At 62.8% G+C, this 25,431-nt stretch carries 23 protein-coding genes and 1 pseudogene; 20 read left to right on the top strand and 4 right to left on the bottom strand.

Annotated features, from left to right (window positions below):
- Positions 1-107 precede the first annotated feature (107 nt).
- Entirely contained in the window at positions 108-1,307 is a 1,200-nt protein-coding gene (locus IVA92_RS19750) for an ABC transporter substrate-binding protein (RefSeq protein WP_247280438.1), read from the bottom strand.
- A 722-nt stretch (positions 1,308-2,029) separates the two neighbouring features.
- On the opposite strand from IVA92_RS19750, the gene IVA92_RS35790 reads away from it, so the two are divergent.
- From IVA92_RS35790 to IVA92_RS19695, 12 genes and pseudogenes are all read left to right on the top strand, one after another.
- Positions 2,030-2,152: a hypothetical protein gene (locus IVA92_RS35790; protein ID WP_256464853.1), complete on the top strand. Its 123-nt coding sequence runs from the start codon at positions 2,030-2,032 to the stop codon at positions 2,150-2,152.
- Between the two features lie 88 nt (positions 2,153-2,240).
- Positions 2,241-3,251 carry a cytochrome c oxidase subunit II gene (coxB, locus tag IVA92_RS19745; RefSeq protein ID WP_247280437.1) on the top strand — a complete coding sequence of 337 codons (1,011 nt, stop codon included), beginning with the start codon at positions 2,241-2,243 and terminating at the stop codon, positions 3,249-3,251.
- The gene (gene ctaD / locus IVA92_RS19740; RefSeq protein WP_247280436.1) at positions 3,248-5,161 is read left to right on the top strand and encodes a cytochrome c oxidase subunit I; all 1,914 of its coding nucleotides are present in this window, start codon (positions 3,248-3,250) and stop codon (positions 5,159-5,161) included. Before coxB ends, ctaD begins: the two co-directional genes overlap by 4 nt.
- Complete coding sequence (locus IVA92_RS19735; protein ID WP_247280435.1) at positions 5,158-5,757, top strand: cytochrome c oxidase subunit 3; 600 nt, start codon at positions 5,158-5,160, stop codon at positions 5,755-5,757. The genes ctaD and IVA92_RS19735 overlap by 4 nt, the downstream gene beginning before the upstream one ends.
- Complete coding sequence (locus IVA92_RS19730; protein WP_247280434.1) at positions 5,754-6,107, top strand: hypothetical protein; 354 nt, start codon at positions 5,754-5,756, stop codon at positions 6,105-6,107. Before IVA92_RS19735 ends, IVA92_RS19730 begins: the two co-directional genes overlap by 4 nt.
- Positions 6,095-7,003 (top strand): cytochrome c oxidase assembly protein, encoded by a 909-nt coding sequence (locus tag IVA92_RS19725; protein ID WP_247280433.1) that lies wholly within the window; start codon positions 6,095-6,097, stop codon positions 7,001-7,003. The genes IVA92_RS19730 and IVA92_RS19725 overlap by 13 nt, the downstream gene beginning before the upstream one ends.
- Positions 7,004-7,075: 72 nt before the next feature.
- Positions 7,076-7,867 carry a heme-binding protein gene (locus tag IVA92_RS19720; protein WP_247280432.1) on the top strand — a complete coding sequence of 264 codons (792 nt, stop codon included), beginning with the start codon at positions 7,076-7,078 and terminating at the stop codon, positions 7,865-7,867.
- A 104-nt stretch (positions 7,868-7,971) separates the two neighbouring features.
- Positions 7,972-9,807, top strand: coding sequence for a methanol/ethanol family PQQ-dependent dehydrogenase (locus tag IVA92_RS19715; RefSeq protein WP_256464854.1), 1,836 nt, complete (start codon positions 7,972-7,974; stop codon positions 9,805-9,807).
- Entirely contained in the window at positions 9,791-10,630 is an 840-nt protein-coding gene (locus tag IVA92_RS19710) for a substrate-binding domain-containing protein (RefSeq protein WP_247280430.1), read from the top strand. The genes IVA92_RS19715 and IVA92_RS19710 overlap by 17 nt, the downstream gene beginning before the upstream one ends.
- Positions 10,630-11,265, top strand: coding sequence for a cytochrome c (locus IVA92_RS19705; protein ID WP_247280429.1), 636 nt, complete (start codon positions 10,630-10,632; stop codon positions 11,263-11,265). The genes IVA92_RS19710 and IVA92_RS19705 overlap by 1 nt, the downstream gene beginning before the upstream one ends.
- A 20-nt stretch (positions 11,266-11,285) precedes the next feature.
- Complete coding sequence (locus IVA92_RS19700) at positions 11,286-11,663, top strand: c-type cytochrome (RefSeq protein ID WP_247280428.1); 378 nt, start codon at positions 11,286-11,288, stop codon at positions 11,661-11,663.
- A gap of 5 nt (positions 11,664-11,668) precedes the next feature.
- Positions 11,669-14,057, top strand: a pseudogene (locus tag IVA92_RS19695) (glucose/quinate/shikimate family membrane-bound PQQ-dependent dehydrogenase).
- Here the strand turns inward: IVA92_RS19695 and IVA92_RS19690 are convergent.
- Entirely contained in the window at positions 13,941-15,866 is a 1,926-nt protein-coding gene (locus IVA92_RS19690; protein ID WP_247280427.1) for an SDR family oxidoreductase, read from the bottom strand. The pseudogene IVA92_RS19695 and the gene IVA92_RS19690 overlap by 117 nt on opposite strands.
- Positions 15,867-16,392: 526 nt before the next feature.
- Here IVA92_RS19690 and IVA92_RS19685 point away from each other — a divergent pair.
- On the top strand, positions 16,393-17,178 hold the full coding sequence (locus IVA92_RS19685) for a Crp/Fnr family transcriptional regulator (RefSeq protein ID WP_247280426.1): 786 nt from the start codon (positions 16,393-16,395) through the stop codon (positions 17,176-17,178).
- Here the strand turns inward: IVA92_RS19685 and IVA92_RS19680 are convergent.
- Both IVA92_RS19680 and IVA92_RS19675 read right to left on the bottom strand, forming a co-directional pair.
- The gene (locus IVA92_RS19680; RefSeq protein WP_247280425.1) at positions 17,118-18,095 is read right to left on the bottom strand and encodes a hypothetical protein; all 978 of its coding nucleotides are present in this window, start codon (positions 18,093-18,095) and stop codon (positions 17,118-17,120) included. The genes IVA92_RS19685 and IVA92_RS19680 overlap by 61 nt on opposite strands.
- Positions 18,096-18,109: 14 nt before the next feature.
- Complete coding sequence (locus IVA92_RS19675) at positions 18,110-18,397, bottom strand: hypothetical protein (RefSeq protein ID WP_247280424.1); 288 nt, start codon at positions 18,395-18,397, stop codon at positions 18,110-18,112.
- A 318-nt stretch (positions 18,398-18,715) separates the two neighbouring features.
- Here IVA92_RS19675 and IVA92_RS19670 point away from each other — a divergent pair, with 318 nt between their 5' ends.
- The 7 genes from IVA92_RS19670 to IVA92_RS19640 are packed head-to-tail and all read left to right on the top strand — an operon-like array spanning position 18,716 to position 25,231.
- On the top strand, positions 18,716-19,816 hold the full coding sequence (locus tag IVA92_RS19670) for an inositol-3-phosphate synthase (RefSeq protein ID WP_247280423.1): 1,101 nt from the start codon (positions 18,716-18,718) through the stop codon (positions 19,814-19,816).
- A complete protein-coding gene (locus IVA92_RS19665) occupies positions 19,816-20,412 on the top strand; it encodes a histidine phosphatase family protein (protein ID WP_247280422.1) in 597 nt (198 codons plus the stop codon). The genes IVA92_RS19670 and IVA92_RS19665 overlap by 1 nt, the downstream gene beginning before the upstream one ends.
- A complete protein-coding gene (locus IVA92_RS19660) occupies positions 20,409-21,512 on the top strand; it encodes a glycosyltransferase (protein ID WP_247280421.1) in 1,104 nt (367 codons plus the stop codon). The genes IVA92_RS19665 and IVA92_RS19660 overlap by 4 nt, the downstream gene beginning before the upstream one ends.
- Positions 21,513-21,514: 2 nt before the next feature.
- Positions 21,515-22,324: a sugar phosphate nucleotidyltransferase gene (locus IVA92_RS19655; protein ID WP_247280420.1), complete on the top strand. Its 810-nt coding sequence runs from the start codon at positions 21,515-21,517 to the stop codon at positions 22,322-22,324.
- On the top strand, positions 22,321-23,088 hold the full coding sequence (locus IVA92_RS19650) for a TIGR04290 family methyltransferase (protein ID WP_247280419.1): 768 nt from the start codon (positions 22,321-22,323) through the stop codon (positions 23,086-23,088). The genes IVA92_RS19655 and IVA92_RS19650 overlap by 4 nt, the downstream gene beginning before the upstream one ends.
- The gene (locus IVA92_RS19645) at positions 23,085-24,038 is read left to right on the top strand and encodes a beta-xylosidase (protein WP_247280418.1); all 954 of its coding nucleotides are present in this window, start codon (positions 23,085-23,087) and stop codon (positions 24,036-24,038) included. The genes IVA92_RS19650 and IVA92_RS19645 overlap by 4 nt, the downstream gene beginning before the upstream one ends.
- Entirely contained in the window at positions 24,026-25,231 is a 1,206-nt protein-coding gene (locus IVA92_RS19640; protein WP_247280417.1) for a phosphopentomutase, read from the top strand. Before IVA92_RS19645 ends, IVA92_RS19640 begins: the two co-directional genes overlap by 13 nt.
- The last annotated feature ends 200 nt before the right edge of the window (positions 25,232-25,431 follow it).

Here is a 25,431-nt window from a genome sequence, read left to right as displayed (position 1 = left end):
TGCTGAAGGGCGACCACATGCCGTGCATTCCCGTAATGCCCAGCGGCGGCCTACCGGCGCATTGCAAGCTTGGGACGCAGCTCATGCGGCATCTGGCTGGGGCGAGTTCATTCGGACCTGGCGTCGAGCACCTCGCCGAAGGCTTCCCAGGTCGATCCGGTCCATCGTTGCAAGCGCATCTGCGTCCAGATCATGTTCTCGGATTCGCTGGTGTTCACCTTGATCCCGGGCAGCGCGGTCGGGACGACGAAATCCCTGAGGTTCTTGGCCTGCGCCAGAATGTTCTTGCGGGATAGATCATCGCCGCATTGCTTCAGGATCTGCTCGAGCAGGATGCCTTGCTGATAGCCGGTCAGATAGCTGCCGTTGGTGATATCGACGCCGGCCAGGTACTTGTCGAGAAACGCCCGATAGGTCTGCATGGCGGGATCGTCTTTCCATGTCGGATCCACGACGTCCTTGTTGATCGTCCCGACGATCACGCCGACTGATTTGTCGAGGCCAGCCGGCGCGAGCGTGCCCCCGACCGAACCGGATGGAAAGTTGATGATCACCGTCGCCTTCCAGCCGATCACAGAAGCCTGCCGGATCGCCTGCGCGGCGAATTTCGGCGTTCCCGCGATCACCAGGGCGTCGGCACCGGAGCTTTTCAGGTTTGTGATCTGTGAGTCGACGGTCGGCTCGGTGACCTCATAGGACGCGCTGACGACCTTTCGATCGTAGTCCTTGCCGAGAAAGGCCTTGAAGGCATTGACGTAATCTTTGCCAAGATCGTCGTTCTGATAGAGAATCGCATATTTGGCGTTCGGCAGCGTCCTGGTCAGATATTTCGCGTAGATTTTTCCTTCGGTGTCGTAGCTGACAAGACCTGTCGTGGTCAGCGGGGAACTGGCGACGTCGGTGAACTTGGACGAGCCGCTGATGATCGCGATGCTCGGCACGCCTTTCGCTCTCAGGTATTTTGCCGTGGCCGAAAGGCCGGGCGTGCCGAGCTGACCGAACATGAACGCCACCTCATCGCTCTCGACGAGCTTGCGGACGTGCTCTACCGCTTTCGGAGGGCTGTAGGCGTCGTCATAGGCGATGTAGTTGATCTTGCGGCCGTTGATGCCGCCGCGGTCATTCACCGATTGAATGTAGGCGATAAGGCCCTTGCCGACGAGACCGATCGATGACGCCGGTCCGCTGAACGGAAACACCCCGCCAATTTTGATCTCGGTCGCAGTAACGCCGACCTCGTCGGCCGCAAACGCCGGACCATTCAAAAGCAAAGCCAGGGCCGCAACGGCCTTCCATTTCGTCAACATTGTCCGTCCTCCCAAACCCGCACCTTCCTGGTACGTGGTCCTGTTTATTCGCGCGGCTGCACGCCCCGCCTCACCCGCAGGCCTGAGTTGGTCCGGCGCGGCAATCCGTAGAAGGGGCGGCCGTCATGATCGGCCATCTTCTCGGTCCATCCTACAGTTCTATTTCAGAACTGGTCAAGCGATTAGATGACGGCACGCGGAAAGTCCCGTGCGCGCCCGGGAGGTGCCGAATTCGACTTTCAAATGCCATCATTGCGCAGTGGCGACAGCTCTGATCGCCGGGCAGAAGGCCTCGGCGCAGCCGGCGAAGCAATATAAGTTCTAATATTGAACTTACTTCCTCAACCTTTGTGCTCGGCGACGATGTCAGCGATCGAAGTCCGATAGGTAACCGCGGCATTCGAGGCAGTTGCCCGCCGGCCGGAATACAAGCCGGCCGCTCGCAACGAAATCACGCCAATTCTGATCACAGCGCCTCTCCTGGCGTCCTGGCGATCACCTGGCGTCCTGGCGATACACGAGGCTTAGGAACCACGACAGCACGCTGGCATTTTCCCGCATGTCTGACGGGAGCACTCAAACAGGCAATAGCGGCGTCGGCGTGCTTTTGGCATTTGCCGCAGCGAGCGCGCAACGGGAGCGAAGCACCGAAGCCGCACAGCGCCGCACGATCCACAAGAGGAGATGGCAAGGTGATCGAACCGCAAAGTCGAGGATGATCAATGCTTGAAGACCTTCGCGCGATTACCCAGCCAGGGGCCATGATAGCCGTCCTGATCGTCCTGCTGCTGATGGCCGTGGCCGATGCGGCAATCTTCATCGCGACCAGAGGATGGCCTTTCTGAGATGCTGTGAACCAGCCATTTCGCGGAGATAGGAACCTTCATACGATTGACCGGTTCGCCCTCGAACAGGGGAGCACGGCGAACATCGATGCCTGTCCGGATGCGAACGGCTCTGGTGCCATTTGCGACGTTGCCGCTGGCCGCTTGCGCCGGCCGGCAGTCCGTGCTGGACCCGCAGGGACTTCAGTCCAGCCAGATCCTTCATACCATCTTCATCTTCCTGACCGTTGCGGCCGCCGTCTGGATCGCCGTCGTGGTCGTGCTTGGAGTCAGTTTGCTGCGCCGAAAGCGCCCGGCCGACCAACCACTCGCGCTGCACCAGCCGTTTGAGCGGACGAGCGGTCGCGTCATCTTTGTCCTGGGGCTCGCAACCCTCGTCGTCGTGCTCGGACTCTCCATTGTCAGTTATGCCGGTCAGCGCACGATCTTTGCCAAGGACGAGAACGCCCTCACGCTCAAGATCATTGGCCACCAATGGTGGTGGGAAGTCCGCTATGAAGCTGACAGTCCGCATCGGAGCTTCGTGACCGCGAACGAGATCCGCGTCCCGACCGGCCAACCGGTGAAGGTCGAGCTGGAATCCGCCGATGTGATCCACAGCTTCTGGGTGCCGAGCCTGACCGGGAAGATGGACCTCATCACCGGGCAAAAGAACGAGCTGCAATTCACGGCCAAGAATGCCGGCGTCTATCGCGGGCAATGCGCCGAATTCTGCGGCCTCCAGCATGCGAATATGGCCTTCGCCGTGCTCGCGCTGCCGCCGGATGAATTCGGCCGCTGGCGCGACCACGAGAACCAGAGCGCGAACAGCCCTACGGATCAGCTTGGCAAGCAGGGCGAGGCTCTTTTCCGGGCCCGCGGATGTGCCTTGTGTCACAACATCAGCGGCACGCTGGCCGGCGGGCAGCTCGGCCCGGATCTCACGCATATCGGCAGCAGAACGACGATCGCGGCGGGAACGCTGCCGAATACGCCGGCGACGCTCGCGGCTTGGATCGCCGATCCCCAGCACATCAAGCCCGGCAATCTCATGCCAAAGATGCCGCTGCAGTCGGGCGAGCTCATCGCGATCCTACACTATCTGGAGCAGCTCAAGTGAGCATCGCCGCTGAACCACGTGAGATACGGGACGACGTCCTGAATGGCCTTCAGCTGTCCACGCAGCTGGAGCGGGTGTGGCGCACGCCGTCCGGATGGACGGGTGCGCTCACGTCGGTGGACCACAAGGTCGTCGGCCGCCGGTATATCGTCACCGCTTTCGCTTTCCTGCTTCTCGGCGGCATTCTCGCGATCCTGATGCGCGTTCAGCTTGCCGGACCGGAGAAGACGTTCCTGTCGGCCGACAAGTACAACCAGATCTTCACCATGCACGGCTCGACGATGATGTTCCTGTTCGCCGTGCCGGTCATGGAGGCGTTCGCCGTCTATCTCGTGCCGCTGATGGTCGGCACGCGGAACATCGCCTTTCCGCGCCTCAATGCCTTCAGTTATTGGATGTTTCTGTTCGGCGGGTGCTTCCTCTGGATTTCCTTTGCGCTCAATGTCGGCCCGGACGTTGGCTGGTTTGCCTATGTCCCGCTCTCCTCGCTGCAATACACGCCGACGAAGCGCCCGGACGTGTGGGCGCAGATGATCACCTTCACCGAAGTCGCTGCGCTTGCAGTCGCCGTCGAGATCATTGTCACCGTTTTCAAGCTCCGTGCGCCCGGGATGACCCTTGACCGCATTCCGTTATTCGTGTGGGCCATGCTGATAACGGCCTTCCTGGTGATGTTCGCGATGCCCTCGGTCATGGTCGCATCGACGTCGCTGATCCTCGACCGGCTCGTCAACACCCGCTTCTATGATTCATCCTCCGGTGGGCATCCGCTGCTCTGGCAGCATCTGTTCTGGTTCTTCGGCCATCCGGAGGTCTACATCATCTTCATTCCAGGCACCGGCATGGTTTCAGCAATCCTGGCGACCTTCGCGCGCAGGCCGGTGGTCGGCTATCCCGTCGTCATTCTCTCCCTGATCGCGACTGGCTTCCTATCGTTTGGCCTGTGGGTCCACCACATGTTCGTCACGGGCCTGCCCCAGCTCGGCGCCGGCCTATTCACGGCGTCCAGTATGCTGATCGCGGTGCCGAGCGGGCTGCAGATCTTCTGCTGGTTGGCAACGCTCTGGGACGGACGGCCGGTCTACCGCACGCCGCTCCTGTTCGTGATCGGTTTCATCGTGATCTTCGTGCTCGGCGGCCTGTCCGGCGTGATGGTCGCCTCTGTCCCGATCGACACCCAGGTGCACGACACTTACTTCGTCGTTGCGCACTTTCACTACGTCCTGATCGGCGGCGCGGTGTTCCCGCTCATCGGTGCCGTCTATTACTGGTTTCCGAAGATCACGGGCAGGATGCTCAGCGAGAGCCTCGGTCGCTGGAATTTCTGGCTGGCCTTCATCGGCTTCAACGTCGCGTTCTTCCCGATGCACATTCTCGGGCTGATCGGAATGCCGCGTCGGGTCTACACCTACACGGCCAACATGGACTGGGCGCACTTGAACCTGTTGTCCAGCGGCGGCGCGCTCGTTTTCGCGCTCAGCTTTGCGCTGCTTCTGGTCAATGTGATCTACAGCCTGCGCAAGGGTGAACTCGCGGGCGACAATCCTTGGAGCGCTTCAACATTGGAATGGGCGACGTCCTCGCCACCGCCGCCGCAGAATTTCGACCGCATTCCGGTCGTCAAACACCGCGATCCGCTGTGGGCCGATAGCATGAGCCTGCCTGTCGTCGCGGGTCTGAGCGCGGAGCGGCGCGAAGTCCTGCTCACCTCACTGGCAGAGGCCGAGCCGCAAATCCGCGAAGCATCGCCCGAACCCAGCATCTGGCCACTGCTCACAGCCATCGCAACCACAGTGTTCTTCATCGGTTCGATCTTCACGCCATGGGCGGTGCTCTGGGGCACGCCGCCGATGGCCGTCGCCTTGATCGGCTGGTTCTGGCCGACCGGCAGCAGGGAGGACGAGGAGTGAGACAAACCATCGTTCGCAATGTCGCCGAACTGCCGACTTACGGGTACGGCCCACGCAGTGGACCATGGTGGGGCGCCATGGGCTTCATGGCGCTCGAAGGCATGGGGTTCGCCATCGCGATCGGCGCCTATCTTTATCTCTACGCCGTCAATCCGAACTGGCCGATCGGCGCCGCGCCGCCCGATCTTTGGCCAGGCACGGCCGAGGTCGCGGTCTATCTGCTCAGCATCATCCCGAACGAGATCACCAATCGGGCCGCGCACCGGCAGGATCTTGCCAAAGTGCGGGTCGGTCTCATCGTGATGGCCGTGATCGGCACCGCCCTTCTTGTTCTGCGCGGCTTCGAGTTCGCCCATCTCAATACGCGCTGGGACAATTCCGCCTACGGATCGATCGTGTGGCTCATTCTCGGATTGCACACGACCCATCTCGCCACCGATGTTGGCGACACGATCGTTCTTGCGGTCCTGATGTTCACGAGGCACGCAAAGCCGCGCCGCTTCAGCGATGTAACCGACAACGTCTTCTACTGGAACTTTGTCGTGCTTGCCTGGCTGCCTCTGTACGTGCTGCTGGATTGGGTGCCGCGCCTATGACCGAAGCTGACGGACATTCCAGATGGCTGTATTGGGCCGGCGTTGCGCTCGGGCCCATTGCATGGGGTATTAATTTGCAAGGTGTCTACGTGTTCGCGCACTTCTCGTGCGAGAAGACGAGGATGAGCGGAGCAATCCTGAGCGCTGTTCTGGCCATCCTCGCTCTTGCAGGCACCGTCATATCGGCACGCGCGGTTCGGCGCGGTGCCAGCGCTGAATGGTCCGATGCGCAAGGTGGCGGTCCCAGGACGTTCATGGCGTGGCTCGGCGTCGGCTCCGGCGTGCTGTTCGCGCTGGTCATCGCGAACCAGCTCGCCGCGTCGCTCATGATCAGCCCATGTCTGCGCTGAGCTTTGCGGCGTTATTGCTTGCGCTGCTCGCGAAGCCGGCCGCCGCGCACGGACTATCCGATGTCGATTCGGGATCACTCTGGAGCTACGACCCCTGGCTCGTGGCCCCGCTCTATGCCATGGGCATTGGCTTCTATGTTGGAACGCAGCGACTCTGGCGGCACGCGGGAGGCGGCCGCGGCGTCAGCTTCCGGCAGGTCGCCGCGTTCTGGACCGGCTGGCTCGTCCTCGCGCTGGCGGTGACCTCGCCGCTGCACTGGCTGGGCGAGCGGCTGTTCACCGCGCACATGGTCGAGCACGGCTTGCTCATGCTCGTCGCGGCGCCACTGATGGCGTTTGCCCGGATCAACGGCCCGCTGCTGTGGAGCCTACCAGCCTCGTTCCGGCCATCGGCGGGCCGAATTCTCAATCTGCCGATGCTGGTTTGGCCGTGGACTTTTGTGAGCCACCCCATCAGCGCGACCATCTTCCAAGGCGCGGCGCTCTGGATCTGGCATGCACCACCGCTCTACGCGTGGGCGCTCGACAACGCCGGGATCCATCGCCTCCAACACGTCAGCTTCTTTGTGACCGCGCTGTTGTTCTGGTGGGTGCTGCTGCATGGCCGCGGACGGGGCCGCAGCACCCGAACTCGCGACGGCATCGCCGTCGCCTGCCTGTTCATCACCATCCTGCATTCCGGTGTGCTCGGGGCCCTGCTGACCGTATCGCCGCGGCTCTGGATCCCGGCCCAGGGCGCCCTCGCCGGGGAATTCGGCCTTTCGCCCCTTGAAGACCAGCAGCTCGCAGGCATCCTGATGTGGGTGCCCATGGGCATACTCTACACAGCCGCCGCATTGTTCTTTGCTCACCGGTGGCTGACCACGACGGTGGCCACTCGCACCTGCCGCTCATGAGCGGTCCTGCATAGGAACCGCAACTTCTCTTCGGACGTTCGCCTGCTGAGTGCGACACTCCAGGGAGGCCACATGGGCAAACGATCTGTCATGGCAGCAACGGCTGTCTTGTCCACGGCGTTCTTGGTGCCTGCAATCTTGAACGCGCAGGACCAACCCCGGCCGGCTATGTCGTGTCCGGTCGATCATGAGCAGCTCGCCGATATCCTCAAAAAGAGTGTGAAGCCCGGCGGTGGGCCGGGCAATGGAGGCTTCGACAACAACGAATGGGCTGCTGTCGTCAATCGACAGGGTCTTGTCTGCGCGGTCGCCTACAGTGGCAGTAAAGTCGATGATCAGTGGCTGGGCAGCCGAGCAATCGCAGCCGAAAAGGCGAATACGGCGAATGCGTTCAGCCTGAAGGACAAGGCGATCGCCACGGCCAACCTCTACGCGGGCGCGCAACCTGGCGGAATTCTGTTCGGCGCAGGTCTCAGCAACCCACCATCGCCAGAGGTTCTGTACTCGGGCTCGCCCGACGAATTCGGCACGGCGCACGATCCAATGGTCGGAAAGCCCGTGGGCGGCGTGATCGTCTTTGGCGGTGGGCTGGCGCTCTATGACGGCAACGGGATCGCCGGTGCGCTTGGTATCAGCGGCGACAGTTCCTGCGCCGATCACAATGTTGCCTGGCGCGTCCGCCACCTGCTTGGACTTGACCGCGTGCCGGCCGGAGTCAGTCCCAATATGAAGGACGCGATCATCTATGACATCGGCCCGGACGGCAGAAGCCCGTCAGGATTCGGCCACCCCAAGTGCAACGGCAAGGAGGATCAGATCGCGGTCGATCTCGGCGCAGGCGTATCGGGCAACGTCGTGAGATAGCTGCGAATCCCTCCTTTTGGAACCAAGGGGAAGCGCAACGTTTGTACGTTCGCACCGGCCTGCAACGCGGCATGGCCTCGTCACCGCCATGGAGTGCCTTACACATGTTAGTGCGTGGTTTCGCGCGGTTGCTGAGTGTCCTTTGCGCATTCGGCGCGCTGCTGTCGTCGGGGTCGGCACAAACCGATCTCGCTACCCGCATGAAGGATCCGGGCCAATGGCCCATGGCCGCGCGCGACTACGCCAACACGCGCTACAGCGAGCTCGCCCAGATCAACGCGACCAACGCTTCGCGCCTCCAGCTTGCGTGGACCTTCTCGGTTGGCGCCGATCGCGGCCAGGAAGCGGCGCCGCTCGTGGTGGACGGCACTATGTACGTGGTCGGCCCTTATGCAGGCCCCTACCCCAACCGTGTGTTCGCACTCGATGCCACGACAGGTGAGTTGAAGTGGTCCTACGCGCCGAAGCCGGAGCCGGCGGCCGCGGGCGTTGCCTGTTGCGATGTCGTCAATCGCGGGCTCGCTTTCGACAACGACAAGGTCTTCCTCAATACACTCGATAACCACACCGTGGCGATCGATGCGAAGACCGGCAAGGAGCTCTGGCACACGAAGCTCGGCGAGATCAATAAGGGCGAGACCATCACGATGGCACCCATCGTGGTCAAGGGAAAGATTCTCGTCGGCAACAGCGGCGGCGAAATGGGCGTTCGTGGCTGGGTCACGGCGCTAGATGAGAACACCGGCGCCATTGCCTGGCGCGCCTATTCGACGGGTCCCGACAAGGAGGTGCTGATCGGGGACGATTTCAAGCCGTTCTATGACAATCTCAAAGGCACGGATCTCGGCGTGAAGAGCTGGCCGGCCGATCGCTGGCAGGTCGGCGGCGGTACGGTCTGGGGCTGGATCTCCTACGATCCTGATCTGAACCTGATCTACTACGGTACTGCCAATCCAAGTCCCTGGAATGCCAACCAGCGCAGCGGCGACAATCTCTGGAGTACCACGATCTTTGCGCGCGATCCGGACACCGGTCGAGCCAAATGGGCCTACCAGATCAACCCGCACGATCTGTTCGACCACGATGAAGTCAACGAGAACGTGCTTGTCGACCTCGAGCTTAGTGGCCAGACCCGCAAGGTGCTGATCCATCCCGGCCGCAACGGCTACATGTACGTCATGGATCGCGCGACAGGCGAAGTGATCTCGGCGGATGCCTATGAGTTCGTCAACAGCTACAAGGGCGTCGATCTGAAGACCGGCAAGATCATCCCGAACGAGGAGAAGACGCCGCTGGTCGGCAAGACCGTCGAGAACATCTGCCCGAGCGCGCCCGGCGCCAAGGATTGGCAACCGTCGGCCTGGTCACCGCGGACCAAGCTGCTGTACGTCCCGCATCAGCACCTTTGCATGGACTTTAAGGCCTCGCAGGTCGGCTATATCGCCGGCACGCCCTATGTTGGCGCAGACGTTGATATGTATGCCGGCCCTGGTGGGTATCGCGGCGAGTTCATGGCGTGGGACCCGGTCGCGCGCAAGAAGATCTGGGAGATCCACGAGAAGCTTCCGGTCTGGAGCGGCGCGCTGGTGACGGCCGGCGACGTGGCGTTCTACGGCACGATGGATCGCCTTTTCAAGGCGGTGAACGCCAGGGATGGGCGTGTGCTCTGGCAATTCCGTGCCGGCTCCGGGTTCATCGGCCAGCCGGTTTCCTATCGCGGCTCCGACGGCCAGCAATACATCGCGATCCTCTCGGGCGTCGGCGGTTGGCCCGGGGTGGTGGCCAATGCTGAGGTCGATCCCCGCGTGCGCAATGCCGCACTGGGCTTTGCGGGCGCGACGCAGGATTTGCCGTTTTACACCGCCGGCGGGAGCGAGTTGCTGGTGTTCAAGCTTGGAGACGCAAAGGGTGAGGACACCAGCCATGCGCCCTCGAAGTAATTGTCCGGGCATCGCCCTCGGCATTCTGATCGGGCTCGCGAGCCCCGGAACGGCGGCATCGGATGGCGAACTCCGCGTCTGTGCCGATCCGAACAATCTGCCATTCTCGAACAGCGCGGAAGCGGGATTCGAGAACAGGCTCGCAGCCATAGTCGGCGAGCATTTCGGCCAACAGGTCGCCTACACTTGGTGGGCGCAGCGACGCGGCTTCGTCCGCAACACGTTGAATGCCGGCAAATGCGACGTCGTGATGGGCGTACCGGCCGGCTACGATCTCGTGGAGACGACAAAGCCGTATTATCGCTCCAGCTACGTGTTCGTGGCTCGGCAGGATAAGCAGCTCGATCTTTCGTCGCTGCTCGACCCGCGCTTACATCACCTCGTGATCGGCGTGCATCTGATCGGCGACGACGGCAACAATCCACCGCCTGCGCAGGCGCTCGGCGAACAAGGCATCGTCGACAATGTCCGCGGCTATTCCATCTACGGCGATTATCGCCGAGCTGATCCGCCCGCGCGCCTGATCGAGGCAGTCGAGAACGGCGAGATCGATGTTGCTGCCGCCTGGGGGCCGCTGGGCGGCTATTTCGCGCAGCGCTCTCCCGTCCCGCTGACGGTCACGCCAATTCAGGATTACGAGCGCTTTGGCCCTCAGCAGTTCCAGTTTTCCATTGCCATGGGCGTACGCAAGGACGACCACGCGCTGCGCGACCGGCTGAATGCATTCATCGACGAGCATCGATCCGAGATCATGTCGCTGCTGCGCAGTTTCGGCGTGCCGCTGGTCGAAAAGCCGGTCACGGCGTCCGGAGGGCATGAGTGATGTCTGCTCCAGCATTACGCATGAGCTTCCTATCGTTGCTCCTCGCGATCGTGTCGAACGGCGCCGGAATTGCCCAGCAGACTCTGCCGCAGTCACAGGAGGCGCAGATGCCGATGCCGGCACCGCGCCCCAATTTCGGCGGCAGCGTCGGCAACGGTAGGCCCGGCGTCTTCATGCAGGTCCCGGTCAGCCACCTCTTCCCCGGCGCGCAGCCGGACCGACCCCAGATCAAGAATCCCGTGCAAGGCGATCCCAATGCGGAGCAGCGCGGGATGACTTATTACGTCAGCTTCAATTGCGTGGGCTGCCACGCGCCGAACGGCGGCGGCGGCATGGGGCCGGCGTTGAGCAACAACATCTTCACCTATGGCTCGCAGCCCGAGAGCATCTATCTGTCAATCTACCAGGGGCGGCCCAATGGAATGCCGGCCTGGGGCGGCGTGCTGCCCGACAGCGTGATCTGGGACCTCGTCACTTATATCAGCAAGATCAGCAACGAGCCGAACCGGCAATGGGGCCGGACCTTCTCGGCAAATCCGCTATCCCCTGAAGTGGAGCAAGTGCCGAGCGAGCAGGTCTCGACGACCGATCCGTGGTCCGCCACCAAGACTTTCAATTTCGGCCGAAAACCCTGATCCGGAAAGCGGAGCAGCCGATGGGGACTCCAACGACACGATCGCTCATCGCCTCCCTGCTGGCCCTGACGGCGGTGGCCTGCGACAAAGGCACGGCTGCCGGCCCGGACAATTTCATCGGCGATGCGCGCCGTGGCACCGACCTCGTCAAGCAATATCAGTGCGGCGGCTGTCACGACATTCCCGGCATCGCCGGTGCCGACGGCAACGTCGGTCCACCTCTGCACCGGATCGGCACGCGGACCTACATCGCCGGCTACATCCAGAATTCGCCGGACAACATGGCCGACTGGATCGAAGATCCGCAGCGGACGTTGCCGGGCAACGCCATGCCGAGAATGGGCATCCCGCAGAAGGACGCGCGTGATATCGCGGCGTTTCTCTATACGCTGAAGTAGGAAATATGACTCCCATCCACTTGTTCCGTGACGCGCCACTGCTCGCGATCACCATTGTGATCGTCGCTATCATGGGATTGGCCCTCGCCGGCGGCGGCGCCTGGCTCGCTGTGCTTGGGGGCTCCTTTTACTATCTCGTCGCCGGGGCCATGCTTCTGCTCACCGCGTGGCTGCTTACGCGCCGGCGTGCCGAGGCGCTCTGGGTGTATGCCGCGCTGCTGCTTGGCACGATTGCGTGGGCAATCTGGGAGGCCGGCCTCGATTTCTGGTCCCTGGCGCCGCGCGGCGACGTGCTTGCGCCGCTGGGCGTCTGGCTGCTGTTGCCCTTCATTACGCGTCGTTTGGCACCTCGCTTGCGTGCCGCGCGATCGGCGCTCGGCCTCGTACTGATGGCGGCGGCGGCCGTGCTCGCTCTCTCCCTCACGCGCGATCGCCACGATCTTGCCGGCACGGTGCCGGAGAGCGAAACGACGGGCGCCATTGCCTCCTCCGAAGCAGCCCCGCCCGCCGCCGGCGAAAACTGGACGGCCTACGGCGGCACTGGCTGGGGGACGCGCTATTCCTCGCTCAGCCAGATCACCAAAGCCAACGTGAAGGACCTCAAGTTCGCCTGGGAATTCCGCACCGGCGACCACAAGGGTCCTGATGATCCCGAAGAGATCACCAACCAGGCGACGCCGCTCAAGATTGGCGATCTCCTCTATACCTGCTCGCCACACCAAATCGTGTTCGCGCTCGACGCTGCGACCGGCAAGTTGCGCTGGAAGTTTGACCCTCAGATCCAACACAACCAGGCCTTCCAGCACATGACCTGCCGCGGCGTGTCCTATCACGCAACAAAGCCTTGGCGCGGTCACGGCCGACGGCGCGCCGGCCCCAAGCGATTGTCCGCAGCGCATTTTCGTGCCGACGAATGACGGCCGGATGTTTTCGCTGGATGCCCAGAGCGGCACGCCCTGCGCCAGCTTTGGCAACCAAGGTCAGATCGACCTCAAGGAGGGAAGCGAGGTCCAGACGCTCGGCTTCTACGAGGGTACCTCGCCGCCCGTGGTGACCGACAAGGTTCTGATCGTCGGTGGCGCCGTCATCGACAATTATTCCGACCGCGTGCCTTCAGGCGTGATCCGCGGCTTCGACATCTATTCCGGGCGACTGATATGGGCGTTCGACGCCGGCAATCCCGATCCGAACGAGATGCCCTCCGCCTCGCATCATTTCACGGCTGGTTCACCCAATTCGTGGAGCATCTCGGCGGTCGACGAAAATCTCGGGCTCGTCTACGTCCCGCTCGGCTCAAGCTCTCCGGATATCTGGGGCGGCGGCCGTTCGTCGGACAAGGAGCGTTACGATTCGGCGCTGATCGCGCTCGATATCGCCAGCGGAAAACTACGCTGGTCGTTCCAGAACGTGCACCATGATCTCTGGGATATGGACATGCCTTCGCAGCCGAGCCTGGTCGATCTGCGTTCGAATGGCGGCACCACGCCGGCGATCTACATTCCGGCAAAGACGGGCGACATTTTCGTGCTCGACCGCCGCGACGGGCATCAGCTGGTGCCCGCGCCGGAGAAGCCCGTGCCGCAGGGCGCCGCACCCGGCGACCGGCTGTCCCCCACCCAACCCTTCTCGGAATTGAGCTTCCGCCCACCCGGCATGCTGACGGACGCGCAGATGTGGGGCAGCACGATGTTCGACCAGCTCGCCTGCCGTATCAAGTTCAAGCGTCTCCGTTACGAAGGGCCGTTCACGCCGCCTTCGGAGCAAGGCACGCTGGTGTTCCCGGGTGATTTCGGCATGTTCGAGTGGGGCGGAATTGCCGTCGATCCACAGCGGCAGATCGCGATCGCAAACCCTCAATCGATACCGTTCATTTCCCGCCTGGTGCCGCGTGGAAAAGACAATCCGGCCGCGCCGAACGCTGCGCATCCACCCGGCACCGAACTCGGCGTTCAGCCGATGTACGGCGCTCCCTATGGCGTCGATCTCGGCATCTTCCTGTCGCCGCTCGGCATACCCTGCCTCGCCCCGCCCTGGGGGAATATCGCGGCCATTGCCCTCAAGACGCACAAGGTGGTGTGGCAACACCGCATCGGCACGATTCGCGATCAGGCCCCTGTCCCGCTTCCGTTCAAGCTGGGCGTTCCCATGCTGGGCGGGCCGATCGTGACCGCGGGAGGCGTCATCTTCATCACGGGAACAATGGATGACTATATTAGGGCATTCGACGTCGGTGATGGCAAGCAGCTCTGGCAGGACCGTCTTCCCGCTGGCGGCCAATCAACGCCGATGACTTACGAGACCGGCGGCAAGCAATACGTGGTGACGGTCGATGGCGGCCACGGCTCGTTCGGCACCAGGCTCGGGGACTACGTGCGAGCCTACGCGCTGCCATGATGTCCGTCGGTCAAGACAGCCTTGGTACGGTACGTCCGTCGACGTCCGGCGACGCCTGGTCCTGATCTGCGGCCGACGCGGCCGGACGGCTACCGAGGCCACCAAAGCCACACACGCAACCATTCCCACAAGTGCAAGCCCCTGGCTGATGATCCTAGCCGGTGGAAGCTGCTTCCGCCCCAGCCACCCCCCGTCTACCGACGTGCCGAGCGGCGAGGCTTCGATGATACTCCCCTCGCTGATCGGTGCGCGTCCGGCGCGCGATAGGAGGAATCGGAATGCGCCACCTAACAGATTTTCAGTGAATTTCGGCGCGATGGCGTAGGCCATCTGGCCACCGCGCGCGGGCCAGCCGACGGCCACTTCATCGCGCGGCGCGCGAACGAGGTTCAAAAAGGTCTGAGCGACATCTTCTGACTGGTACAGCAGCGGCCCCGGATCGAGCCTCTTCCCCGACATGTTGGCGCCGTGGACGAAGCCCGGCGTATCCACCATCGCCGGGAACACGCCGCAGACATGGATGTTCGGATGCGCGCCGAGTTCCTGGCGCAGGCTCGCCGTGAAACCGCGCAGGCCGAACTTGCTTGCGGAATAGGCCGCCGCAAACGGCGTCGGCACCCAACCCCCCAGCGAGATGTTGTTGATCAGGATGCCTCGGTTCTGGCGGAGAAAGATCGGAAGCACCGCGAAGGCGCCGTGCATCATTCCCAGGAGATTGACTTCAATGGTTCGGCGGTGAAGCGCGAAGTCGGCGTCCTGATAGGCGCCGAATACACCGGTGCCGGCGTTATTGATCCAGACGTCGATTCCGCCGAATACATCGTCAACCTGCCCTGCCAATCGCTGCACCGCTTCCGCATCGCTGACATCGGTCTGGACCGCCAAGGCACGGCCTCCCAGCGCCTCGCACTCTGCCGCGAGGCTTGCCAGGATCTCGCCGCGACGTGCGGCAAGCGCCACGCTCGCCCCTTGCTGCGCAAACGCCAGCGCCGCCGCTCGGCCAATTCCGCTGGATGCTCCCGTAATGACGACCCGTGTGCCCGCCATTGGCCGCCGCGAAGATCCCGAGGCATCCATTGGGACAAGCCAGCGCAACGACCGCCGGAGGCGCACGGCCGCGTCCGCCTTGAACCAATCGCCATGCGCGAAGATGACCCGCTCAGGCGCCAGGCGCACGAGCCGTTCGGCCGCGGCGTGTACCGAACGGCCGCCGAGGCGCAACAAGAGCCGGAGATAAATCGGCGCCTTGCCGTCAGGCTTGGCGATGCCGAGCAGGTTTGCGGCGGCCTGATTTGACGCGGAAAGATCATGGGAATCAAGGTTCTGCACGAGATCCGTCAGGATCAGCGTGCGGCTCCGCTTGTCGAATATCTCCACCTCGGAGAACATCGGGGCATGCACCGAGATGGTCTCAAGCTCGGCGGCCCACTCTCCGGGGGTGGTGTCGCCGAGCTCGCGGTCAACGCGAAGCCCGGCCTCTCGCACCTGGTTCCGCGCAGACAGTCCTCGCGCTGTAAAGGTCAACGTCTGCGACAGATGCCTCTGCCAGGCAGGCAGAAACATCCAGTGCGCCACATTCGGCGCGACCAGATATTTGATTGATCCCAACCGCTCCAGCTCGTTGCGCAGAGCAGGCGAATATCGCACCGGCGAGTGCAGCACGAGGTCACCATTCGACAGCCGAATGACCGTCATGCGAACAGGCAGACGCAGACCCGCCGCGCTAATTGGCGCGTCGTCCGCGATCCAGATGTCATCCGTCACCCTCGTGAGGGCGGCGGTCGATAAAGCGGCGTCAAATCTGTGCATGAGCGTCTTCCGGTCGGGACCTTGCTCAAATCCCTGACATGACGCTCGTTCCTAGCCAGGCGCCCGGCGCAAAAGCTTCGATGACTCAAAGATGTACAGGAGCAAATCGTTCAGGGGAGCCGCGCAGGTGCCGGCGTCGCGAGTTCGCCATAGCCCCATTCCCGCCCGTTACCGCTGCATGGCTGAGGCTTCGGACAAGGCCCTGGAACCGGCCTTCCGGAGGACCGCCAAGAACCGCCAAGAGAGGTCTGTCCCCTTATCGCCATCGTGTCGGTGTCGAACAGGGGACCGCCTCCCGCGGAAAGACCTCACGCTACGCAATAGTGCCGGCGAAAGATCGCAGACGCCTCGAAGTGCGGACGACTGCCGCTTTCCCTAATTTCATTTCACAGGAACATTGAAGACTGGCGAACGTCGACTCGCACCAATCGATCATACCCCGATCGAGGGAGCGTATCACAGGTTAATGCCTGCCCTTTGCCATTTGGGTCAGAGTTGCGGTAGGCGGCGGGCGATCGGATGACCGATGCAGACGGGATTTGCCTTTTCCAAGCTTGCCGATCACCTGGCGAGTATCGGTGACGTGACGGCCGACGACCTCGATCTGCTGGCAGAAATGCCGAGCACGATCGCGCACTTCAGTTCACATCAGGCTATCCTGCGCCACGGCGACGACAGCCATCAATGCTGCCTGCTGCTCCAGGGCTACCTGTCCTGGCAGGACGCCCAGGGCGCAGACGGGCAGATCACGTCGATCTCGGTCCCCGGCGACATCGCTGACCTCCAAACACTCTATCGGCCCCGCATCAACGGCAACCTCATTGCCCTCGGGCCTGCCGTGGTCGCGCTAGTCCCGCATCGCTTCTTTCGCGAACTATCGGCGCGCTCGCCCGCGATGTCGCGTACCCTCCTGCTGATGCTGCTTGGCGACCACGCCAGACAGCGCAACTGGGCCGTAAACCTCGGCAGCCGGGACGCCTTGACGCGTGTAGCGCACCTGCTCTGCGAGATCACGACACGCCTGCAGAATGTCGGGCTCGCAAAGGACTTCAGATTGGCTTCGCCGTTCACCCAATCCGACCTCGCGGCGGCCTGCAGCATCTCCCCAGTCCATGTCAACCGCACCATCCGGGAGTTGCGCCGCTGCAACCTGCTGCACTGGCACGGCAAGACCTTGATGATCTCCGACTGGCCCGGACTGGTCCGGCTGGCAGGCTTCGATCCCGCGTATCTAGGCATCCGGCCACCTGATCAAGGCCGCCGACCAGTGCAACTGGAATTGACCAAAGGTGCCGTCGCGTCGGCCAGATGATATTGCGTAACCTTCTGCTCACACCTCACACGCTCCTGTAAGGCTTCGCGCACTTCCAGAATGACAGCGCCCCAATCGCCGGCCGTCTTTTGACGAAACAGGCGCAGGCTCGGATACCAAAACGTACGGCACCCGGATGAAGGCCAGCGCCAGTCGCAATCGGCGTGCAGCAGCACCCAGGCTTCGCATCCGAGTGCTCCCGCGAGGTGTGCGACCATGGTGTCAACGCAAATGACGAGATCGAGCTCACAGAGAAGACGACCGAGAGCCGCGATATCGGGCGTGCTGATGTCGCGAGCGCCGATCTGCGCGAGCTCTTCGGTCCCCGCCTCTCTTTGGAGCGAATGAAGCGCTACGCCAGGAACGGCGAGACGTCGCAACAATGCGGGGAGAATAGCGCGCCGCTTATCCCATTGGCCGACCTCCCAGACCAAGCCGACGGCCAGACCTTCGCAGTCGAGCGACACAGGCATACTTCTCGGCGGCAGCGTCAAATATGGCGCGCTCATCTCAATCTGCCCTCTCTCCACCCTGAGCGCGTGCGGCACCTCCATGATCTCGATGTCCACCTCGAAGTCAGCTTCAGGCGTACCCGAATGGAGCGCAAGCGCGCAATCGACGCCTGCCGTGCGCTCGACCAGCGGCAACAGTTCGGGCTGACACCAGACCGTGACACTGCGCGCTATGCCGCGAAGAGGTTGCATGAAACGCAGGAACTGGATCGTGTCGCCGAGCCCGTGATAGCACCGCACGAGCACGTGCTTGTTCGCAAGCGACTCCCCCCGCCAGATTCGCTGAAGGTGACGCGGACCGGTATGCTTGGGCGGGTACCCGGACATCGCGAGATCGTGGTCATTGATGGCCCAGGCACGCGCAAAGTCGCCTGCTCGCATGGCCTCCACCCAGCCGTTCGTCACGTCCCGAGATCCGGCTAGCGACGGACGAATTTGTGGAAGCGGCTCAGCTTTCCGTCCTTGGTCCGGTCCTGGTGCAGGAAGGCAATGCCGGCCTCGTCGAACTTCTCGAAGAACTCATCCCAGCCGATGCGGTCCAGCCCCTCATCCGGCGGATCGAAATCGATGCGCAGGATGCCGGCGTGTCCATCCTCTTCGGTCGCCTTGACCGTCGCCGGCTGCCCACCGCGCTCTTCGATCCATTTGCGGATCGCGGCGTGATCGGTGGTCTGCTGGGCTTCGTTGTTCTGCGTCTTGGACGTCATGTGGCACCTCGCTTGTGCAGGCACGGCCATCGCCGAAGCCATTTGCGATGAAACGCGGGCCGGCAGGATTTGTTCTTCACGGCGCGCCGGGGCCAACGCCGGACAACCAGCATCATCTTCTTCATCTTCATCCAGGATGATGTTCGTTCCGTTGATCCGGCTGCGGATCTTATCCCAAGTTAAGCGCGCTGCATTTTTGTTGCCCTGAATCGATGCGCACGCGGGCTCGGCGGCTCCAGCACAGGAACGAACATACCTTCCGACACGTTCGCCGATCTACTTACGCTGATGCCATCGTCTTCCCGGAGGTCTTAGTCCATGCATTCCCGTCTTCAGGACAGGCGCCGCGTGCGCGTCGGCATCGTCGGCGTCGGCAATTGCGCAAGCTCCTTCGTCCAGGGGCTCACCTATTACCGAAACGCCAAATCGAACGAGCCTGTGCCCGGCCTGATGAACGTCGATCTCGGCGGGTATCACATTAGCGACCTCCAGATCGCGTCAGCTTTCGACGTCAACGCCGGCAAGGTCGGACGCGATGTCGCCGACGCCATCTTTGCCAAGCCGAACAACACGCATCGGTTCTCCGATGTCGAACAGACCGGCGTGATCGTTCAGCGCGGCCCGGTCATGGATGGCATCGGGCACTATCTCGAAGATGATGTTCCGGTCGCCGACGTCCCGGAAGCCGATGTTTCGGAGGTCCTGGCGATGTCACGGACCGACGTGCTGGTGTCGTACCTGCCCGTCGGCTCGCAACGCGCAAGTGAATGGTACGCAGCGCGCGCCATCGAAGCCGGCTGCGGCTACGTTAATTGCATCCCCGTTTTCATCGCTTCCAATCCGGACTGGCGGCAGCGGTTCGAGAATGCAGGCCTTCCGATCATCGGCGATGACATCAAGAGCCAGGTCGGCGCAACCATCCTGCACCGCGTGCTCGCCAATTTGTTTCGTGATCGCGGCGTGCGGCTGGACCGCACCTACCAGCTCAACGTCGGCGGCAATACCGATTTCAAGAACATGCTCGAACGAGAGCGGCTGACCTCGAAGAAGATCTCGAAGACTCAGGCGGTCACCAGCCAGTTCGACGTTCGGATCGATCCCGACAACATCCATGTCGGGCCGAGCGATCACGTGCCCTGGCTGACCGATCGCAAGCTCGCTTTCATCCGGCTCGAAGGCACGACATTCGGCGGCGTGCCGCTGAGCGCCGAAGTCAAGCTCGAAGTGTGGGACTCCCCGAACTCCGCAGGCGTCGTGATCGACGCGGTTCGCTGCGCAAAACTTGCCATGGATCGCGGTCAGGGCGGCGCCCTGACCGGTCCCTCCAGCTATTTCATGAAATCGCCGCCGCAGCAGTTCACCGACGAAGAGGCCAGACGGCGAACGCGCGCCTTCATCGACGACAAGGTGTATACCTGATGGCGAGGATCATTCATCTCGTGCGTCACGGTCACCATGCTTTGCTCGGCCGCACGCTATGCGGCCGGATGAATGGCGTCACGCTCGACGACATCGGCTGCGAGGAAATGGCGCGCTGTGCAATCACGATCAGCCCGTGGCCAGCCTTGATCCAGTCGAGCCCGCAGCGGCGCTGCATGCAATCAGCCTCCATTCTGGCGGCGCACTTCGGACTGCCGATCGAGATCGTCCCCGCTCTCGACGAGCTCGACTATGGCGAATGGAGCGGCCGGTCCTTTGAGGAGCTCCGTCAGGACCCGCAATGGTCGCGCTGGAACAGGCGGCGCGGGGCTAGCCGCCCACCCGGGGGCGAGAGCATGCGGTCGCTCCAGAATCGCGTCGTCGGCCATCTGGAGCAGCTGCGCAACGATCATTCTGCGGGCACCGTCATTGCCGTCAGTCATGCCGAGCCGATCCGTGCTGCGCTCTTGCATTACGCGCGCATGCGGCTTGACGACTTTCTCTCGATCGAAATCGACCCAGCCAGCATCTCCACTCTCAGCGTGGACAGCCGCGGGTTCAGGATTACCGGGATCAATCAGCGGGTGCCGGCGTGAAGATCGTCATTTTCGGGCTGACCATCTCCTCCTCCTGGGGCAACGGCCACGCGACCCTGTGGCGCGGCCTCTGCAAGCATCTGGCACACCTCGGCCATACCGTCGTCTTCTACGAGCGCGATGTGCCCTATTACGCCGGCGCCCGCGACTTCAATGAATTGCCGGGCGGCCAGCTGCGGTTGTTTTCGACTTGGGACGAGACCCGCTCCCTCGCCCGCGGCGACGTCGGGGATGCCGATGTCGCGATCGTCACGTCTTATTGTCCCGACGCGATCGCGGCGACCGACCTGATCATGTCGGAAAGACGCGCCGTTCCCGTCTTCTATGATCTGGATACCCCGATCACGCTGGCGCGGCTCATGGAGGGTGGATCCGTTCCTTATATCAGCCCACGGGGCCTACGGGATTTCGCGCTCGTCCTCAGCTTCACCGGCGGGCCCCGCGTTGCCCACGAATTCCGCGACCGGCTCGGCGCCCGCGACATTCGCCCCCTATACGGCCACGTCGATGTCGATATTCATCGCCCGGTGCCGCCCCGACCGCACTACCGCGCAGATCTCTCTTATCTCGGCACCTATTCCGAAGACCGCCAGCGCGGACTTGAAGCGCTGTTCGTCGAACCGGCACGCGCGCGGCAGGACCTGCGCTTCCTGATCGGCGGGGCGCAATATCCTGACGACTTCCCATGGTCGCCCAACATCTACTTCGTGCGGCATCTGCCGCCATCGGAGCATGCGCCTTTCTTTGCGTCCTCCCGCTTGACCCTCAACGTCACACGCAGAGCCATGGCGGAGATGGGCTGGTGCCCCTCCGGCCGTCTGTTCGAGGCGGCTGCCTGTGGCGTCCCGCTCCTGAGCGACGACTGGCCGGGTATCGAAGAGTTCTTCGCGCCTGGCAGGGAGATCCTGATCGCCCGCGACGCGCAGGACACATTGGCGGCATTGGCGATGCCGAGCGCCGAGCTCCAATCGATCGCTAGATGCGCCTATGAACGGACATTGGATCAGCACACATCCGACAAACGCGCGCGCGAGCTGGTGTCGCTGCTCGAGCAGGCGGCGTCCAGCGGCACGCATCGCCAGCAATCCGAGGAGGCCTGACCATGTGGGGCATCGTTCCGGCCGCGGGCCGCGGCAGCCGCATCCAACCGCTAGCGTTCTCCAAGGAGCTGCTGCCCGTCGGCAGCCGGCGCGACGACGGCACGGAGCGCCCCTGCGCGGTCTCCGAGTATCTCCTGGAGCGCCTCATCCTCGGCGGAGCGGACAAGATCTGCTTCGTCATTTCGCCGGGCAAATCCGACATTCTGGAATATTTCGGCGATCACTACGGCAGTGCTCAGCTCGCCTATGTGGTCCAGCCCGACGCATCCGGCTTATGCGACGCCGTCTTCCGGGCCGGCACCGTGGTCGGACATGACGAGCACGTCGTCGTCGGCCTGCCCGATACCGTGTGGTTTCCAAAGGCCGCCTTGCAGGCTCTGCCCGATGCCGACCTCTCCTTCCTCCTCTTCCCAGTCGAGCGCCCGGAATTCTTCGACGCCGTCGTGGTCGAGGGAGACAGCGTGCGGGAGATCCAGGTCAAGCAGCCGACCCCAACTTCGCGGTGGATCTGGGGCGCTTTCAGGATGTCGGCCACCGGCTTCGGCGAATTGCATGCGCTCTGGAACGCGCGAGACCGGCGAGACGAATATTTTGGGACTTTGGTCAATGCCTACCTCCAGGCAGGCGGCGTCGGCATCGGGATCAAGGCGGGGGAGTCCTATGTCGATGTCGGAACCGTCGACGGCTATCGCAAGGCTATGGCTCTTCTCGCGGACAGCGCCGGCGCTGACGGCCGGTCGAGGTTGCGGGTCGGCACCTCGTCGGATGGAGCTCGACCGATCCCCGCAATGGACAACGGAGCGACTGCATGACGAGAGCGCTACTTACGCGCGAGGAAATTCGCAAGCGCGTCGATGCGCTCGGGCCGTGGTTTCACAATCTCGACCTGAACGGCGTGCCGACCGCCCCCGCCCACTTCCTTGGCGACTATCCCAGCGTGAAATGGCGGCGATTTTCCGGAATCATTCCGAACCGCCTCGAAGGCAAGACCGTGCTCGATATCGGCTGCAACGCCGGCTTTTACGCCATGGAGATGAAGCAGCGGGGCGCCGAGCGTGTGCTTGGACTAGACACCGACGAGGAGTACCTGGCGCAGGCGCGCTTCGCCGCCGAAGTGAAAGGCCTCAGGATCGAATTCCGCAAGATGTCGGCCTATGACGTCGGGCAGCTCCGCGAGAAGTTCGATCTGGTGATGTTCATGGGCGTGCTCTACCACCTGCGCCATCCGCTTCTGGCGCTGGATCTCATCCACGAGCACGTCGCCAAGGACCTCCTCCTGTTCCAGTCGATGCAGCGCGGCGACAGTCACGTCGACGCGATCGAGAAGAACTACGATTTCTGGACCACCGACCAGTTCGATTCCGCCGGCTATCCCAAACTGCACTTCATCGAGCACAAGTACGCCGACGACCCCACCAATTGGTGGGTCCCGAACCGGGCCTGCGTCGAGGCCATGCTGCGCAGCGCCGGCTTTGCCATCACTGCGCATCCCGAAGAGGAGGTCTATCTCTGCGAGCGAACGGAGCGCCCTCAGGCCGATGGACCCGTCTATCCTTGCCGGAGCACAAACCGATGATCGAGGCTGCCAAGATCTGGAACGAGCCGAACAACAAGTCGCATTGGAATATCCTGATCGATCCGGATTGGGCGATGTTCGCGAACTTGGCCATCGCTGCCGGCAAATCGATCCGCAGTGCGCGGCGCGCATTGCCAATCGTGCTCGGCGGCATCTCGCCGATTGATCCGTCGTTCATGCGCAACATGCAGAGCCGCGGCGTGCTCGACAATTTCGATGCAGTCGCCGTGCATGGCTTTCCGCTCGACTGGAACCTGTGGCAGATCGGCGAGTGGCCGGCCAAGATTGAGGAGATCAAGGCGGTCACCACCCTGCCTGTCTGGGTGACGGAGGTCGGCGTCTCCTCGTTCGGCGCCGAAGAGGTGCAAGCCTGGGGCCTGTCGCGCACAGCCGAACTCCTGATCGGCCGTGCCCCGCGCATCCATTGGTACAGCCTCTACGACCTTCCCTCCGCCTGGGAAGCAACGACACGGCACAAGGAAGCCGAAGGCTCCTCGTATTACAGGCATTTCCACATGGGCCTGCTGCGCGAGGACGGCACGCCAAAGGCGGCGGCCGATCAGTTTGGCATCTATGCGCCTGCAATGGGTCTGTGCCAGTGGTTCCACTTCGAGGATCATCGCCTCGACGACGCCGTGCACTGGATGCGCCGTCTCGGCGTGACCCATCTCAGGACAGGTCTTTCATGGGCCGACAGCTTCCGTCCTAATGCGCTCGCATGGTTCGACCGCCAGATGGAGGCGCTGGCGGAATTTCAGGTCACGGTGACGTTCTGCTTCACGCCCGAGCATCTGGGCATCGAGCCGCATCACACCAGCCCGCCACTCGACGTCAATGAATTTGCCGATTTCTGCGCATCGATGGTCGATCGCTACTGCACGAAGACGGGTGTTGCATCCTCCGCAACGTCCGCCAATCCCCCTATCAGGGAACCGACATGCGTGCCCTGATCCTGGTGATGGACTCCGTCGGCATCGGCGGCGCGCCGGATGCCGCTCGCTATGGTGACGATGGCGCCGACACTGTCGGCCACATCGCTGAAGCCTGCATGGCCGGTCGCGCCGACAGCGCCGCCCGCGAGGGTCCGCTCCGGATTCCCAATCTCGTCGCGCTCGGCCTCGGCCAAGCCTGTCGCCTCGCCACCGGGCGCGTGCCGCCGGGGCTGGACGGTCGGGTCGAGCACCGGCAATTTGGGTGCGCAACCGAGATCTCGAAAGGCAAGGACACCCCGTCAGGTCATTGGGAGATCTCCGGAGTGCCCGTACCGTTCGAATGGGGCTATTTCCCTCGAACGATGCCCTGCTTCCCCGCGGATCTGACTAGGGCCTTCTGCGAGCAAGCCGGATTGCCCGGCATCCTCGGGGATTGTCACGCCTCCGGCACGGAGATCATCGCCGAGTTCGGCGAGCGCCACATGCGAACGGGAATGCCGATCTGCTACACCTCAGCCGACAGCGTGTTCCAGATCGCAGCGCATGAGGAGACCTTCGGGCTCGAACGTCTGTATGAGATTTGCGCGATCGCAAGGCGACTGATCGATCTCCTCAACATCGGCCGCGTCATTGCCCGGCCATTCGTCGGCACAAATGCGAGCGACTTCAAGCGCACCGTACACCGGCGCGACTATTCGGTGCCGCCGCCCGGGCGAACCATCTTAGATCTCGCTGAAAGCGCCGGCCGTGACATCGTGACGATCGGCAAGATCGACGACATCTTCGCTCATCGGGCAACTGGGCGAAACATGCGCGGCGACGGCAATGACGGGCTGTTCGACGCCTCGCTCAAGGGGCTGGCCAGCCTTGCGGATGGAGGATTGCTGTTCGCCAACTTCATCGACTTCGACACCCTCTACGGCCATCGCCGCGACGTCGCGGGCTATGCCGCGGCACTCGAAGTCTTCGATGACCGTCTTCCCGAGCTACTGTCACGTCTGCGGAGCGACGATCTTCTGATCATCACCGCAGACCATGGCTGCGATCCGACCTGGAGGGGCACCGACCACACCCGCGAACAGGTGCCGATCCTGGCCCGGACGACGCAATCATCTGCTCCGATCGGCCGGCGTGCCGGCTTTGCCGATATCGGCGCCACCGCAGCAAGGCATCTGGACCTGCCGGAACCGCTGCACGGCGCGCACTTCTAGCGGGCAGCAGGGCTGGGGATTCACCTAGGTTATTGATCCAGGTTAGAGAAATATTCGTTTGTACAATTTCGAGGAACGAACATTCCTTGCATCGCTTCTGACTCCAAACGTGACTGGCGTGCAGGTCGTCCGACCAGACAGTAAGGCGCGCTTCAGCTCCCATCATCGGTCGATTTCCCAAGGGATCGATCTTACGGCGG

Source organism: Bradyrhizobium sp. 154 (genome assembly GCF_023073875.1).
GTDB lineage: Bacteria > Pseudomonadota > Alphaproteobacteria > Rhizobiales > Xanthobacteraceae > Bradyrhizobium.
Note: the sequence above shows the minus strand (reverse complement) of the source record. Positions and strands in the feature narration are given on the sequence as shown.